Below are 15,240 nucleotides of genomic sequence, written 5' to 3'. Positions count from 1 at the left end.
GAGGGGAATTCCCTCTGCTTATTAAAGAGTAGAGAACTGACTATAGACGATAAAAAATTTTTTTGTTACAATAGTTAGCAAGCTAATTATAAAATAGTAAAACGACATAAAGATATAGAGGAGGAACAGCGATGATAAAAACCTTACTAGCTCAGGTAAAAGAATATAAAAAGTCATCTATTCTATCACCCGTTTTTATTGTACTTGAGGTTATTATGGAAGTACTTATACCATTTATGATGGCTTCCATCATAGATAATGGAGTAGAAAACGGCGATATGAAACACGTAGTATTCATGGGAGTTTGTATGATTGGTGCAGCCATGCTAGCATTACTTTTTGGCGCTATAGCAGGAAAACATGCTGCAAAAGCAAGTAGTGGTTTTGCAAAAAACCTAAGGGAAGCCATGTTTGTCAATATACAGGATTTTTCTTTTTCTAATATAGATAAGTATTCAACAGCAGGGCTTGTAACCAGACTTACAACTGACGTTACTAACGTGCAAAATTCTTATCAAATGGTTATTCGTATTTGTGCAAGAGCACCATTTATGCTGATTAGTGCTATGATTATGGCCTTTTTGATTAATGCTAGACTTTCAATGGTATTTGTTGGGGCTATCATTTTCTTAAGTGTGGCGTTGACACTAATTATAAGAAAAGTACACCCTGTTTTTAGGCAAGTATTTAAGAAATACGATGATTTAAATGCTAGCGTACAAGAGAATATTAATGCGGTTCGTGTGGTGAAAGCTTATGTACGTGAGGAACATGAAATGAATAAGTTTGAGAAGGCATGTGAAAACCTTTATCAAATGTTTGTTAACGCAGAAAAACTTATTATCTTAAATATGCCAGTGATGCAATTTGCTATCTATGCGTGTATCTTACTCATTTCTTGGTTAGGTGCTAAGATGATTGTTGGTGGAAGCTTAACAACAGGGGAGCTCATGAGCTTATTTGCTTATATTATGAATATCTTAATGAGTCTGATGATGATTGCTATGGTATTTGTAATGATCACCATGTCACGCGCTTCAGCCGAACGTATTGTAGAGGTCATTAATGAAGAAACAGATTTAACAAATGGTAAAAATCCTATCTATGAAGTGAAAGACGGTTCAATTGATTTTGAAAACGTAGATTTTGCTTATAACAAAGATAAAAGTAACTGTGTACTTGAGAATATTAACTTTTCTATTCGATCAGGAGAGACCATTGGTATTATTGGTGAAACGGGTAGTGCTAAGTCTTCCTTAGTACAACTTATTCCAAGACTTTACGACGTAGTAGGTGGCAAGGTTAAAGTAGGAGGCTTAGATGTAAGAGCCTATGATCTTGAAACCCTTAGAAATGAAGTGGCTATGGTACTTCAAAAGAATGTCTTATTCTCCGGTACTATCAAAGAAAATTTGCGTTGGGGTAATAAAGAAGCCAGTGATGAGGAGATTATCAGGGCATGTGAGCTTGCACAAGCAGCAGAATTCATTGAAAAAATGCCTGAAAAATATGATACTTACATTGAACAAGGTGGAAGTAACGTATCAGGTGGTCAAAAACAAAGACTTTGTATTGCCAGAGCCTTGCTTAAAAAGCCTAAAATTCTTATTTTAGATGATTCTACAAGCGCAGTTGATACAAAGACAGATTCACTTATTAGAAAAGCCTTTAAGGAAGAAATACCAGATACAACTAAAATTATTATTGCCCAAAGAATTTCATCTATTCAAGATGCAGATAAAATCCTTGTTTTAAACGAAGGAAAAATCGAGGGCATGGGCAATCACGAAGAGCTCCTAGCTAGCTGTGACATTTATCGTGATGTCTATATATCACAGATGAAAGGAGCAGAAGAAAATGAGACAAAATAAGATGCCAATGGGACATGGAAAAGGTCCAATGGGTCCAGGTAAAGGACATATGAAGCTTGAGAACCCTGGTAAGACTTTAAAAAGATTAATGGCTTATATTTTTAAGAATTATAAACTACATTGTATTGTGGTTTTCTTCCTCATTCTTATTAGTTCATTAGCTAGTGTAAAAGGAATTAGTTTTATACAAGAGTTAATTGATGATTATATCATGCCCCTTTTAGGGTCAAATAATCCTGATTTTAGTCAATTACTTGGTGCACTTGTGAAGATAGCACTTATTTTCTTAGTAGGTGTTTTTTCTACCTATTTATACAATCGTATTATGATTTTTGTATGCCAAGGGACAATGAAGAACATTAGAAATGACCTTTTTAAGCATATGGAGAAGTTACCTATTAAATACTTTGATACTCATGCACATGGGGATATTATGAGTATTTATACTAATGATACAGATACTTTAAGACAAATGATTAGCCAATCTATGCCACAGCTTATTGCTTCTAGTATTACGATTATAAGTGTGTTTATTGCCATGCTCTTTTTAAATATGCCACTCACATTAGTTACATTAATCATGGTAGGTTTAATGCTTGTAGTAACTAAAAGTATTACTGGTAAAAGTGGCAGCTATTTTATGAAGCAGCAAAAGAACTTAGGAGCAGTTAATGGTTATATTGAAGAGATGATGGAAGGACAAAAGGTTGTTAAGGTATTCTGTCATGAAGAAGACAGTATCAAACGATTTAGTGAACTTAATGAAGAACTTTTTGACAGTGCAAACAATGCTAATAAGTTTGCTAATATTCTCATGCCTATTATGAACAACATGGGTAACCTTAACTATGTGGTAACAGCTATTGTTGGTTCAATGTTAGCAATTGCTGGTGTAGGTGGCTTTACACTAGGAGCACTTGCATCCTTCTTACAATTTAATAAGAGCTTTACCCAACCTATATCTCAAATCTCACAACAGTTCAATGCAATCATTATGGCCCTTGCTGGAGCTGACCGTATTTTTAAATTATTAGATGAAAAGGTAGAAGAAGATGAAGGTTATGTGGAATTAGTTAATGCTAAAATAGGCGCAAATGGTGAATGTGTGGAAACCAAAGAGAGAACAGGAATTTGGGCATGGAAGCATTATCATAAAGAAGATGGCACAACAACTTACCAAAAGCTTGAAGGTGACGTAGTCTTTGACCATGTAGACTTTGGTTACAATGATGAGAAGATTATTCTTCATGATATAGAACTTTATGCAAAACCAGGTGAAAAAATTGCCTTTGTTGGTGCAACAGGAGCGGGGAAAACCACCATTACCAACTTGATCAATCGTTTCTATGATATTCAGGACGGGAAAATTCGATATGATGGTATTAACATTAATAAAATTAAAAAGGATGATTTAAGAAGATCTCTAGGAATTGTACTTCAAGATACACATTTATTTACAGGTACAGTTATGGAGAATATCCGTTATGGAAAACTAGATGCCACAGATGAAGAAGTTAAAGCAGCTGCAAGGCTGGCTAATGCGGAGTACTTTATTAAACACTTACCACATGGCTATGATACAGTTCTCACTGGAGATGGTGCTAATCTTTCCCAAGGTCAAAGACAGCTACTAGCCATTGCTAGAGCAGCTGTAGCTAATCCACCAGTACTCATATTAGATGAAGCGACATCAAGTATTGATACACGTACAGAAAAGATTGTTCAAGAAGGTATGGATAGACTTATGGAAGGCAGAACAGTATTTGTTATCGCCCACCGTTTATCTACTATTAAGAATTCAAATGTCATTATGGTACTTGATCAAGGAAGAATTATTGAACGTGGTAATCATGAAGACTTAATTGCAAAGAAAGGTACTTATTATCAACTGTATACAGGTGCCCTAGAGCAAGATTAATATAACTTCCTATAATATAAGGAAAATCAAATAAAGGACATATTTAAGAGCATAAATGCTCTTGAATATGTCTTTTATTTAACTAGTTTTATAAGCAATTGATTTGACTTTATAAACTCATTTAGGTAAAGTTAAAGAGTCAAGAACGCTAATAGACAAGGAACAATTCTAAATGATTAACCATAGACAGTAGCTAGAAGGAGAACTAAAATGGATGAAATAGCAGAAGTACAAAGAATCAGTATAGAAGAAGCTAAACAGAATCTAGATGCAGACAAAAGCATTGTGTTATTAGATGTAAGAACCAAAATGGAATATGCAGAAGGTCATATTGAAGGAGCCATTAATGTACCAGTTAATGAACTAGAATACCAGATTGAGGATATGATTCCAGATAAAGAACAAACTATCTATTTATATTGTAGAAGTGGTGTAAGAACCATTATGGCAGGAGATACCTTATTAAATCTAGGATATACCTCCGTATATGATATGGGTGGTATTATTTACTGGCCTTACGAAATCGTTAAGTAATTAAATAATAAATAGTATTTAGTTAGTATGGTAAATAGAAATTTGTCTTGGCGTTTATGAGAAGTACGTCTGAGAGAAAATGAGTGGGTATGGGTGCCTTCCGTTGTTCCGGTTCACATTTTTTGAAGCACTAAGTTCACTTATTTAGATGAACGGCAGAACTCACTTCGTTCAAACAGCTGCCTAAAACCCATCTAAAACGTTCACTAAGTGCTTCTAAAAAATGCTCCCAAGTCACTACTCCAGGCACCCATACCCACTCATTTTCACAAACGTTGTTGACCTCATAAACATCCAAGACAGTGAAGCAGCGTGGAAAGAAGGCGTAACGACAGTTGAAAAATACTCGAAGCCAGGGCAGGGGCCCAAGGCAATAACGTATAAAGCTTCCCATAAGTCTATTTTGCCAAGAAGTAGCTCTGTAAGGAAGCTAGGGAGCCTTACAAGCATTATTGATCTCTTAAGCGTTCAAACCCCTAAGTGAAAAGTGCAGAAAAAAGATAATAACAAGTTTTGTTTTTTCTTGAAAACACTTAATGGAGGCGACTTTACGCGTTATTGCTGGTAGAACTGAGAGAGGGTGGCTGCCTGACGGGGTGACTTCGGAGCATTTTCAGTAGGCACTTAGCGAACGTTTTGGATGGTATTTAGTCCACGTGTTTGAGGGAACCGAGTTTGTGGGCGTTCATCCAAAAAAGTGAGCTTAGTGCCTACTGAAAATGCGGAGCGGAACCACGATAGGTAGCCACCCTCTCTCAGTTCCGCCCATATAGCCCGTAAAGTCCCCGACAAATTTCTATTTATATGGCTGAATAGTTATATGCTTGTTATTCAGTAATCTCAATCCTAATACCATTTGGATCACTTATACAACTTTCGAAGTAACCATCCCCAGTTTCTCTTGGTGCACTGAGTAATGGATAACCATCTTGTACTATTTGGTTAGTAAGAGTAATGACATTTTCTCTACTGCCCACAGAAAAAGCAATGTGGTGAATGCCATTTACATGATCCTTTGGCTCCCGATATTCTAATAACTCATGTGCCATTATTTCTAATCTAGCACCTGAATCAAAAGATAAAAAGTAACTGGAAAATCCTTTGGCATTTACATATTTTTCATTGCTCTTGGCATTAAAGTATTTCATATAGAATGCTCTTGTACGCTCTAGATCATTTGAATAGAGTGCAATATGTGTTACTGAAATATTCATTTTACTATTTCTCCTTTTTATTCTGTAATTAATTCTAGAACAGCTGTTTTCACTTCTCACTTGTCTTATATTTTAATGATATGATAATATGTTGATACTGTGAAGTATTTCGTGAGAAGATAGGCGCTAATCTTTCTAAACCCTTAAAGGATAAGATATCAAAAAAGCACTACTCATAAGCATTCAGCTTCTTAGTAGTGCTTTTTTACGTCGGACTCTGGTTTAATATTTTATTGGGCTAGAGAAGTTTGTAAAAACAGGTGGAACCATCTATTGGTCTTTAAATTTATACATATGTGGGCAGCTAACCAAATCCCTAATAAAATTTTTATGCTTGATATTCTTGAATAAGTTTCTCAAAAGCTGGTAATGAGTTAACGATTTGTGATTGTTTAACACAGTAAGAAACTCTTACATAACCAGGGCAACCAAAATCATCACCAGGTACGAGGAGAAGTTCATACTTTTTAGCTTTTTCACAGAAGGCATTAGCATCTTCTTCTAAGGCTTTTACAAAGAGGTAGAAGGCACCATCTGGGCGAACACAATCATAACCAAACTTAGTAAGGCCATTATAAAGAATATCTCTATTTTCTTTATAAGCATTAATATCAGAAGTAGCACCGATACATTTTTGAATAACAAACTGGAACAAGCTAGGTGCACAAACATAACCAAGGGCTCTACCTGCACCACAGATAGCAGCATACATATTGCCTCCATCTTCCATTTGATCTGATACGGCAATGTAACCAATTCTTTCACCAGGTAAAGAAAGAGATTTGCTGTAAGAGTAGCATACCAAAGTATTTTTATAGTAGTTCATAAGGTAGGGTACTTTAATGTTATCATAAACAATTTCTCTGTAAGGTTCATCGGAGATTAAGTAAATAGGATGATTGTATTCTTTAGATTTTTCTTCTAAAATACTACATAATTCTTTAACTGTTTCTTCTGAATAAACGACACCAGATGGGTTGTTTGGTGAATTCATAATGATGGCTTTTGTATTCGGAGAAAGAAGGGCTTTAAAACTCTTAAAGTCAATCTGGAAGTTATCAGTATTAACAGGAACTACTTTAAGTTTTGCACCTACTGACTCTACAAAGACACGGTATTCGGGGAAGAAAGGCGCAAAAGTAATAAACTCATCTCCAGGCATTGTAAGAGCTTTAGCACAAATACATAAAGAAGCAGCAGCTCCTACCGTCATGTAAATATGATTAGCTGTAACATTCGTACCAAATCTTTCATTAATAGAATCTGCTATGGTTTTTCTAACACCAGCATCGCCCTGTGCTGAGGTGTAGCTATGAAGAACATTAGAATCATTAGAATTTAATAATTCTAAAAGAGCCTCTTTTACACATTCTGGAGCTGGTACATTAGGATTGCCAAGGCTAAAGTCATAGACATTCTCTGCGCCAATTTCCCCTGCCCTTATCTTACCATACTCAAAGATTTCTCTGATGACAGAGCGTTTTGTTCCTAATTGAAGCATTTCATTTGAAATCATGTTTTCTCTCCTTTTTAGTTAATTTGGTATTTAAGTTACTAGTTTATTGAAATCAAATTATTATTAACAAGTGTTTAGTATAATTTACAATATTTTTCTGTACATTTCAACCACTAGCCAATAAATATAAAGTTGTCTGAGCGTTTATGAGGAATGATGCTAGGCAGAAATGAGAGGATAAGGGCTACCTCCCCAAAATACGCTTCGTATTTTTTGCTGTCTTTAATTACTATACATAAAATTAGTTGCATTTTCTCAATAGTTAGAGTTAAATAGAAAATAATAGCGGAAAAGTCATGTATTATAGTAGCTATACGATTATAAAAAAATAGATCATTTTAGGAAGAAGACTATGGGAAAAAGGATTAAGGTTATATTAACAGGATTAAATGGTTATGGAAAAAATTTTATAACTGAAATACTAAGAGAAGAAATCTCTAAAGATATTCAATTAGTTGGAGTAGTGAGCAGAAATCCTACAGCTAGTGAGTATTATGAGAAGCTACTAGAAAATGGTGTGATGTTATATACGAAATTAGAACAATGTTTAGTAGAAAATGAAGTAGATTTAGCCATTATTACGACACCCATGCATGTCCACTATGAGGAAGTCATGTGTGCTTTAAAACACGGCGTTAATGTGTTTTGTGAGAAACCATTAGCACCTACTATAGATGAATGTCTGGAAATAAAGAAAGTAGCGGAGCAATTAGGAAAGGTTGTTGCAGTAGACTTCCAGTGGTCCTATTCTAAGGCAATACAGCATCTAAAAAGAGATATTTTAGCTGGCAAATATGGTGCTATTAAAAGTATTAAAACAGTAGTTAACTGGAATAGACCTAAAAGCTACTTTGAAGATAGTAACTGGAAAGGGAAAATACAGGGTGAGGATGGTAAGTATATTTTAGAGTCTGTTATGAGTAATGGAGCAGCTCACTTTTTGCACAATTTGTTTTTTTTATGTGGAGAAACGATGCAGCAGTCAGCTTATCCTGTAAGTATTGAAGGAGAAGGATACAGAGCTCATCAAGTGGAAGGATATGATACTGTTTTTATGCGCATGATGGCTAGTGAGGGACAGGAGTTATTATATCTAGCTACTATTGCAGCGAAAGAAGCAAAAAGACCTAGATTTACCATTGAATTAGAAAAAGCTACTGTAAACTTCCCAGAAGGAGAAGAAGAAAATATAGTTGTACATACTCATATAGGAGAACAAATGGTTTATGGTTCTCCAGAAGAAGGGCGTTTTAAGCATTATTTACGCGCAGCAGAAGCTATACAAACAAGGGAAAGAGTAGCTTGTGATGTAGAAACTATTTTACCAGGGGTTATAGCTGTTAATGCCGCTATGCAGTATATTGCGGTTCGTGAATTTCCTAAAGAACTTGTTTTTGAAGATGAAAAATCTGTTTATGTTAAAGAACTAGATAGATTATTAGAACGCTGCTATGAAGAGAAAAAATTACCTAATGAATTAGGTATTCATTGGGCCATTCCAAGTGAAACGATAGCTATTAAAGGATATCATTCTTTTAGAGGTATAGCAGACAAAGAAAAGTAATAGGTTAGGATAAGTTAGCTGATACAAAATAAAAAATAGGGCAAACTAGTCAAGATAGAAAACTTAAAAATTTGTCAAGTATTTAAGACTATGTTATGATAGATGGACTAGAATGTACAACAAAGAATGGAGAACAGAAATATGACAACTTTGCCTAATTGCCCAAAATGTAATTCAGAATATACTTATGAAGATGGGACGCTTTTAGTTTGCCCAGAGTGTGCTTATGAGTGGACGCCAACGACAGAGGCCCAACAAGAAGATGCAAGTGCTATTAAAGATGCAAATGGTAATGTTTTAAATGAAGGAGATTCTGTAACAGTTATCAAAGATCTTAAAGTAAAAGGAAGTTCATTAGTTATTAAAATAGGAACAAAAGTAAAGAACATCCGTTTAATTGAAGATGCTACAGATGGACATAACATTGATTGTAAAATTGATGGGATTGGTGGTATGAAGCTTAAATCTGAATTCGTAAAAAAACTTTAATATAAGCTTTGAGTAAAGGAGCCTGTGCTTAAATTATTAAGCATAGGCTCCTTTTTATGTAAGGTTTATTCTTTTAATTTAAAGTGAGAAAGAGCAGCTTTTAGGTCTTTAGCCATGTATTTAAGCTCTTCTGTATGTTCATCTAATTTAATAAGAGATTGATTAACATTTTTAGTTAAATCAGAAACCTCTTCAGCAGCTGCAGCAACTTCTTCAGAATCAGCGGCTATATTCTCAACTTTAGTAATAGCAATATTGGTACTTGCAGTAGCCCTAGTAAAAATGTCGTTAAAGACACTTGAAGGATCAGTATCTAAAGGATCTTGAGTGCCAGGGGAGAGTTGCTTGTTAATATAAGCATTGGTTTCAGCTAAAATACTACCTAAATTATCTACATGGATACTTGCTTCTTGTATACGATGAGCTTGATTGGTTGTACTATGAGCCACATCACTTATAGCAGCAAATACATTTTTTGTAGAATCACTAGTTTCAGAGCTAATAGTAGCAATCTCATCAGAAGACTTTAATAGTGCATGAGAAGCTGAGTCAACATTACGAATGAGGATAGATACGCTTGTAATCATCTTATTAAAATTATTAGCTAAGTCGGTAAATTCATCATTACCAACAAGTTGGATGTTTTTACTTAAATCTCCTTTGGCTACATCACTAACGGCTTTATTCATATAATTGAGTTTTCGCTTAATCATAGTAGTGACAGCTATAGCAATTATAATACCTAAAATAATACCGATAAGAGCAGTGCCTAAGGTAAAGTAAACAATCGTATTTAAGCTATCAGAAATTTCTTTTTCACTAACAACACCGACTAGTTTCCAGTTAGTAATTTCGTCATTAAAAATAACCACATTAACTGTTTGTCCATTTAAATTAATCTGAGTATTAACTTGATTTTGGTCTTTAATATCATTCCAGTTAGGAAGTGTGGTTAAGCTAGATTTGATAAATGTATTCCGATTATTGTCAACTAAGATTGTGCCATCTGCATTGGCTAAAAGTACATAGCCTGTGTTTAATAGGTTAATATTTTGGACGAACTTTTTTATTTCATCAAAAGAGATATCTATAGCAACACAACCTACTTGTTCTTTATTAGCTTTCACTTCTTGGGAAACAGTAATAATAAGTCTATTAGTTGTAGGATCTATATAAGGTTCAGTAAAAATAGCATATACACCACTTCTATAAGAAGAACCGATGGCATTTTTAAACCAAGGTTTATCGGTGTAGTCGTCATTTTCAAGGGTATGATGAGGAATATTTTTTCCATTTTCTACAGTATACCAGGCTGTAACGACTTTACCACTATTAGTAGCATAATAGCCTCTTAGGGCACCCTCTGTTGTTTTAAGAGCAGCAACGATAGAGTCTTCAATAGCAGTCACATTATCTTCTAAGGAGCCACTATCTTCCATATGCTTTAGTTCATTTTTACGAGTTAGAATATTGAGTTGTTGGCCTAAGTTTTTTAAGTAGAGTTCAAAGCTATTCTTACTTTCTTTAAGCGTTTGAAAGCTAGTAAGTTGCATATTATCTGTTAAAACGCTATGGGATTTCTGGATAGACATAATACTTAAAAATGTAAGTGGTACAATAATAGCTACTAAAAAGCATGAAATTAACTTAATAACAATTCCTTTTTTGCGCATGAGAAGTTCCTTCCTTTGTGTAAATAATAGGTCCTATACAACAGACATTATAATAGTATTATTTTAATTATTCTATAAATAATAGTAAATAATAGCAAAATACATTAAGATATCTATTAAAAAAAATATATTTTGTAGTAAATAGCATTTATTTTTTGAGATATTCATAAAGAAGAGACCTTTAAGGAGAAGCTTTTACAAGCTAAATAATTTTTGATAAGACAAATAAAGAACCTATGAGCTAAATGCCCATAGGTTCTTTATTTGTTTAGTAAGTGTATCTAGGTCCCAAGTTTGATTGCTCCTAATTAAGCTATCCGAATCATTAACAATAATTTTTCCATTAGGAGCAATACCTGTTAAAACAATAAAATGTCCAGAAGTGGTAAAATCTCCGGGGCGCATACTTGCAATAATAGGATTACCATTAGTAAGGCGACTAATAATAACATCGTCATTTAAAGGTAGTTCTTCACTGGTAAGACCTAAAGTCTCTGCTCCTTTTGTCATGAGATCCCAACTGGAGCCTCGTCCTTCTACCAAGTAACCTTGTTCATAGCTAAAGTCAGCTATGGCTTTTGGGTTGAGTTCGGTATTTCCAGTGAGACCTACAGCTACCATAGAAAGAGCCGTAGGACCACAACCATTTACGGCAATAAAATCATCTCCATAGTGTTCATAGCCCCATCTTGTATCCCATTGAATAAATAAAGGAATTTCTCCAGGAGTATAGTCTTTCGTGATAGAAATAGGAGATTTATCCTCAAGGTTGGCTAGGTAGTTGCCATAGTTGTTTACAAAAGCAATAGTTTCAGGTTTCTTTTCGGCAAGCTCTAGAAGCGAAGCTGGATAATCAGAGTAGTTGGCATCTGCTAATATGTCTGAGCTCTCACTTGAATAAAGAATGGTCTCAGGAACTGAAGAAGTAGGAAAAGAAAAGAAGGTTTTCTTTACTAACGCAGCTACACATAAAATAAGTAACCAGAAAAAGATATAGCGAGTAGCTCGTATTAATTGTTTTCTTTTATGTTTTTTCTTGGATTTTATAGTAGTCCTTTTATAAGTGGGGGATTTGGTAAGATAGTTCCCAGGATTTTCGTTCATAAATACCTCCTTAGTGCTAGGTTACTTATTTAAATATAACCAAATTATAGTCGTTATTATACATAGGAAATCTTACAGTGAGGCAGATTTATTTATTACAGTTTAGTAAGAAAGATATTTATGTCATTTTTTAGTGAAAATATGAATAGAAATTTGTCTTGGCGTTTATGAGAAGTACGTCTGAGAGAAAATGAGTGGGTATGGGTGCCTTCCGTTGTTCCGGTTCACATTTTTAGAAGCACTAAGTTCACTTATTTAGATGAACGGCAGAACTCACTTCGTTCAAACAGCTGCCTAAAACCCATCTAAAATGTTCACTAAGTGCTTCTAAAAAATGCTCCCAAGTCACTACTCCAGGTACCCATACCCACTCATTTTCACAAACGTTGTTGACCTCATAAACATCCAAGACAGTGAAGCAGCGTGGAAAGAAGGCGTAACGACAGTTAAAAAATACTCGAAGCCGGGGGCAGGCGCCCAAGGCAATAACGTATAAAGCTTCCCATAAGTCTATTTTGCCAAGAAGTAGCCTGTAAGGAAGCTAGGAAGCCTTACAAGCATTATTAATCTCTTAAGCGTTCAACCCCCTAAGTGAAAAGTGCAGAAAAAAGATAATAACAAGTTTTGTTTTTTCTTGAAAACACTTAAGGAAGGTGTTTTACGCGTTATTGTTGGTAGAACTGAGAGAGGGTGGCTGTCCTAGCGGAGCGGAACCACGTAGGATAGTCACCCTCTCTCAGCTTTGCCCAAATAGCCTAGTAAAGCCACCGACAAATTTCTATTTAGAATAGTATCTCAATAACGACGATAAATTAACAAATCATATTGACAATCTAAAAATATAGAGTTAATATCTGTATATAGACTATATACACAGTATATGTACAGTTGGCTTGAGAAAAGTATTTAAAATTAATATAAGTTTAAACAATAACATAAAAGTATTGATAAGTGTAAAGGGTTGTGAATTAAAAAGAGGGAAAGGAGTGAAGGTGTGGATATTATTATTGTAAATGACAGTGCAATTCCACTTTATGAGCAGATTATTAGCCAGATTAAAGAACACATTTTAAAAGGTGAGATTCAGCAAGGGACTTTATTACCCTCTATTCGTATGATGGCAAAAGAATTAAAGGTAAGTATTATTACAGTAAAAAGGGCTTATGAGGATTTAGAGGCGGAAGGCTTTGTGCAAACTACACCAGGAAAGGGGACTTATGTTTCTTTAGCTAATAAGGAACGGCTCAAGGAAATGCAAATGAGCCAATTAGAAGAAAAACTAGAAGCTATTGTAGTCGCAGCCAAAAGTATAGATATGACTTTAGAAGAACTTCAAGAACGCGTAGCCGTTATTTATGAGGAGGTATAGAAGATGGAAGCAGTGGTTTTTAAAGATGTTAAAAAACAGTTTGATGGATTTGAATTAAATATTCCCAAGTTAAGTATTAAGAAAGGGTATATTACTGGTTTTATAGGTGAAAATGGGTCGGGTAAAACGACTACTATTAAACTAATGCTAGATATGCTTATTCCTGATACGGGCGAGGTTCTAATTGATGGGATGAGAGTAAGTGAAAATGCGAAGGCAATTAAAGAGAAAATAGGATATGTGGGAGAGCCAACGGGTTATCCTCAAGAATCTAAGCTTAAAAATATTAAACGTATGGTAAAGCCTTTTTATAAAGACTGGGATGAAAAGCTTTTTAATAGCTATATGGAGCGTTTTGGATTAAAAGAAGATAAAAAGTATGGTGAATTATCTACAGGGCAAAAAAAGCAATTTGCGCTTATTGTAGCTCTGGCTCATAAGCCGGAACTTATTATTTTAGATGAACCAACAGCAGGGCTCGATCCTGTTGTAAGAAGTGAAATGATTGATTTATTAATGGAGCATATGCAAAACGAAGAAGTAACTATTTTTTATTCGACCCATATCACTTCAGATCTTGAAAAAGCAGGAGACTATCTAGTATATATACGAAATGGCCGCATCGAAATGCAAGCCCCAAAAGATGAACTTTTAAACAATTACTGCATTGTTAAAGGGCCAAAACATTTATTTGATAAGGAAATTCAAAAAGAGCTACTAGGCTATAAACAAACCAGCCTAGGTGGTGAAGCACTAGTGAGAAGTAGAGCATTAGCCAAGGAGCTTTTTGGCAATGAAGTGAAATATGTAGTGCCAACTATTGAAGATGTTATGGTGCTTTTATCTAGCAAGAGGGGGGAATAGAGGATGAATGGAACATTTTTACTCGTTAAGAAAAATTGGATTTATCTAACAACATCCATTAAATCAGCTTTAGTGTCAAGTATCTTATTCTGCTTATTTATGCCAATGTGGAGTATTGGCTTTGGTGTTGCTATGCCTGCATTATTAGGGTATATTTTAATTTATAGTATTATGGCATATGAGGAGCGTAGTAAGGTAGAGCTCATGACAGCTGCTATGCCTATAAGTAGAAAGGAAATGTGTGCTTCAAGATATATAGAAAGTATCATTTATCTTGTAGGTGGTTGTATGATTGCTCAAATAGGTTTATGGTTGAATTTTATATCTCAGCTGCACATGATGATGGAAGAAATACTTAAGCTTGCACCTATAATACTAGCGGTTACTTTCTTAATAGGAGCTATTTATAACAGTATTATCTTACCAGTTATTTTTTATTTTGGAACGATTAAAGCCAGATATTATTTAATGTTTAGCTATATTCTCATATTTGTAGGTGCTAATACGATAACTAACATGAGATTAGTAGATGAAAGTATAGTAGTATATATCAATAAACTGGATGGTATTATGCCGATACTAATGATGCTAATAGGTGTTATAATTTACTATATTTCGTATCGTATTAGCCTTAATATTTGGAAGAAAAAAGATTTTAAATAGAAGAACATATAAGCAATCTAATAATGATGAAGCATTTCAAAATACGAATACCTATGCTAGAATAAAGGAAATGAATAATAAGCATTTAAGGCGCTGTGTAAGCTTAATAGGGAAATGTGTGGAACACTGCAGCCCCCGCTACTGTATATAAGGACTAACTGCCAGTAAGCCACTGTAACTTGGTTATGGGAAGGCGGCAGAAGGGAAGAATTATAAGCCAGGAGACCTACCTTAAATGACAAAGGAATCTTTCGGAGGGAAAGACGCTTATCCATTAAGAAAACTAATATAGAGATGCTGCGAACTAGCGTAAGTAGCGCTGACTATAAAAGAAAAGAGCTTAGAAGAATGTAGGGTAGCTCTTTTTATTAAATAGATAGAATCTATGTTCTTATATAAGTAAAAGTCTCCCCGATGTGGGAGGCTTTTTATTTGTTATTGTTATAAGAAAGCGTATATTT

12 protein-coding genes and 1 riboswitch are annotated in these 15,240 nt (G+C 34.6%); of the genes, 8 read left to right on the top strand and 4 right to left on the bottom strand.

Annotated elements, in window-relative coordinates:
* The first annotated feature begins 131 nt into the window (after positions 1 to 131).
* From EKH84_RS20695 to EKH84_RS20685, 3 genes are all read left to right on the top strand, one after another.
* Positions 132 to 1,871 (top strand): ABC transporter ATP-binding protein, encoded by a 1,740-nt coding sequence (locus EKH84_RS20695; protein ID WP_127067763.1) that lies wholly within the window; start codon positions 132 to 134, stop codon positions 1,869 to 1,871.
* On the top strand, positions 1,858 to 3,789 hold the full coding sequence (locus EKH84_RS20690) for an ABC transporter ATP-binding protein (RefSeq protein WP_127067762.1): 1,932 nt from the start codon (positions 1,858 to 1,860) through the stop codon (positions 3,787 to 3,789). Before EKH84_RS20695 ends, EKH84_RS20690 begins: the two co-directional genes overlap by 14 nt.
* A 210-nt stretch (positions 3,790 to 3,999) precedes the next feature.
* Positions 4,000 to 4,323, top strand: coding sequence for a rhodanese-like domain-containing protein (locus tag EKH84_RS20685; protein ID WP_127067761.1), 324 nt, complete (start codon positions 4,000 to 4,002; stop codon positions 4,321 to 4,323).
* A gap of 827 nt (positions 4,324 to 5,150) precedes the next feature.
* Here the strand turns inward: EKH84_RS20685 and EKH84_RS20680 are convergent.
* Together EKH84_RS20680 and EKH84_RS20675 are read right to left on the bottom strand one after the other, a co-directional pair.
* On the bottom strand, positions 5,151 to 5,537 hold the full coding sequence (locus EKH84_RS20680) for a VOC family protein (protein WP_330547568.1): 387 nt from the start codon (positions 5,535 to 5,537) through the stop codon (positions 5,151 to 5,153).
* A 328-nt stretch (positions 5,538 to 5,865) separates the two neighbouring features.
* Positions 5,866 to 7,053, bottom strand: coding sequence for a pyridoxal phosphate-dependent aminotransferase (locus EKH84_RS20675; RefSeq protein ID WP_013658396.1), 1,188 nt, complete (start codon positions 7,051 to 7,053; stop codon positions 5,866 to 5,868).
* A 352-nt stretch (positions 7,054 to 7,405) separates the two neighbouring features.
* Between EKH84_RS20675 and EKH84_RS20670 the strand changes: the two genes are divergently transcribed.
* Complete coding sequence (locus tag EKH84_RS20670; RefSeq protein WP_127067760.1) at positions 7,406 to 8,617, top strand: Gfo/Idh/MocA family protein; 1,212 nt, start codon at positions 7,406 to 7,408, stop codon at positions 8,615 to 8,617.
* 141 nt (positions 8,618 to 8,758) lie between these two features.
* Positions 8,759 to 9,106 (top strand): zinc ribbon domain-containing protein YjdM, encoded by a 348-nt coding sequence (locus tag EKH84_RS20665; protein WP_127067759.1) that lies wholly within the window; start codon positions 8,759 to 8,761, stop codon positions 9,104 to 9,106.
* A gap of 65 nt (positions 9,107 to 9,171) precedes the next feature.
* On the opposite strand, the gene EKH84_RS20660 is transcribed toward EKH84_RS20665, so the two are convergent.
* On the bottom strand, positions 9,172 to 10,779 hold the full coding sequence (locus EKH84_RS20660; RefSeq protein WP_127067758.1) for a PDC sensor domain-containing protein: 1,608 nt from the start codon (positions 10,777 to 10,779) through the stop codon (positions 9,172 to 9,174).
* 234 nt (positions 10,780 to 11,013) lie between these two features.
* Positions 11,014 to 11,883, bottom strand: a complete 870-nt coding sequence (locus tag EKH84_RS20655; protein WP_127067757.1) for a C39 family peptidase — start codon at positions 11,881 to 11,883, stop codon at positions 11,014 to 11,016.
* Between the two features lie 994 nt (positions 11,884 to 12,877).
* Between EKH84_RS20655 and EKH84_RS20650 the strand changes: the two genes are divergently transcribed.
* Genes EKH84_RS20650 through EKH84_RS20640 form a run of 3 tightly spaced genes read left to right on the top strand, consistent with a single transcriptional unit; the run spans position 12,878 to position 14,779 of the window.
* Positions 12,878 to 13,252, top strand: a complete 375-nt coding sequence (locus EKH84_RS20650; RefSeq protein ID WP_013658391.1) for a GntR family transcriptional regulator — start codon at positions 12,878 to 12,880, stop codon at positions 13,250 to 13,252.
* A gap of 3 nt (positions 13,253 to 13,255) precedes the next feature.
* Positions 13,256 to 14,116 (top strand): ABC transporter ATP-binding protein, encoded by an 861-nt coding sequence (locus tag EKH84_RS20645; protein WP_127067756.1) that lies wholly within the window; start codon positions 13,256 to 13,258, stop codon positions 14,114 to 14,116.
* Positions 14,117 to 14,119: 3 nt separating this feature from the next.
* Entirely contained in the window at positions 14,120 to 14,779 is a 660-nt protein-coding gene (locus tag EKH84_RS20640) for an ABC-2 transporter permease (RefSeq protein ID WP_127067755.1), read from the top strand.
* Between the two features lie 71 nt (positions 14,780 to 14,850).
* A riboswitch (cobalamin riboswitch) is annotated at positions 14,851 to 15,027 on the top strand.
* Positions 15,028 to 15,240 lie beyond the last annotated feature (213 nt).

This window comes from Cellulosilyticum sp. WCF-2 (genome assembly GCF_003990395.1).
GTDB classification, from domain to species: domain Bacteria; phylum Bacillota; class Clostridia; order Lachnospirales; family Cellulosilyticaceae; genus Cellulosilyticum; species Cellulosilyticum lentocellum.
This window is presented reverse-complemented; position numbering and strand designations above follow the sequence as displayed.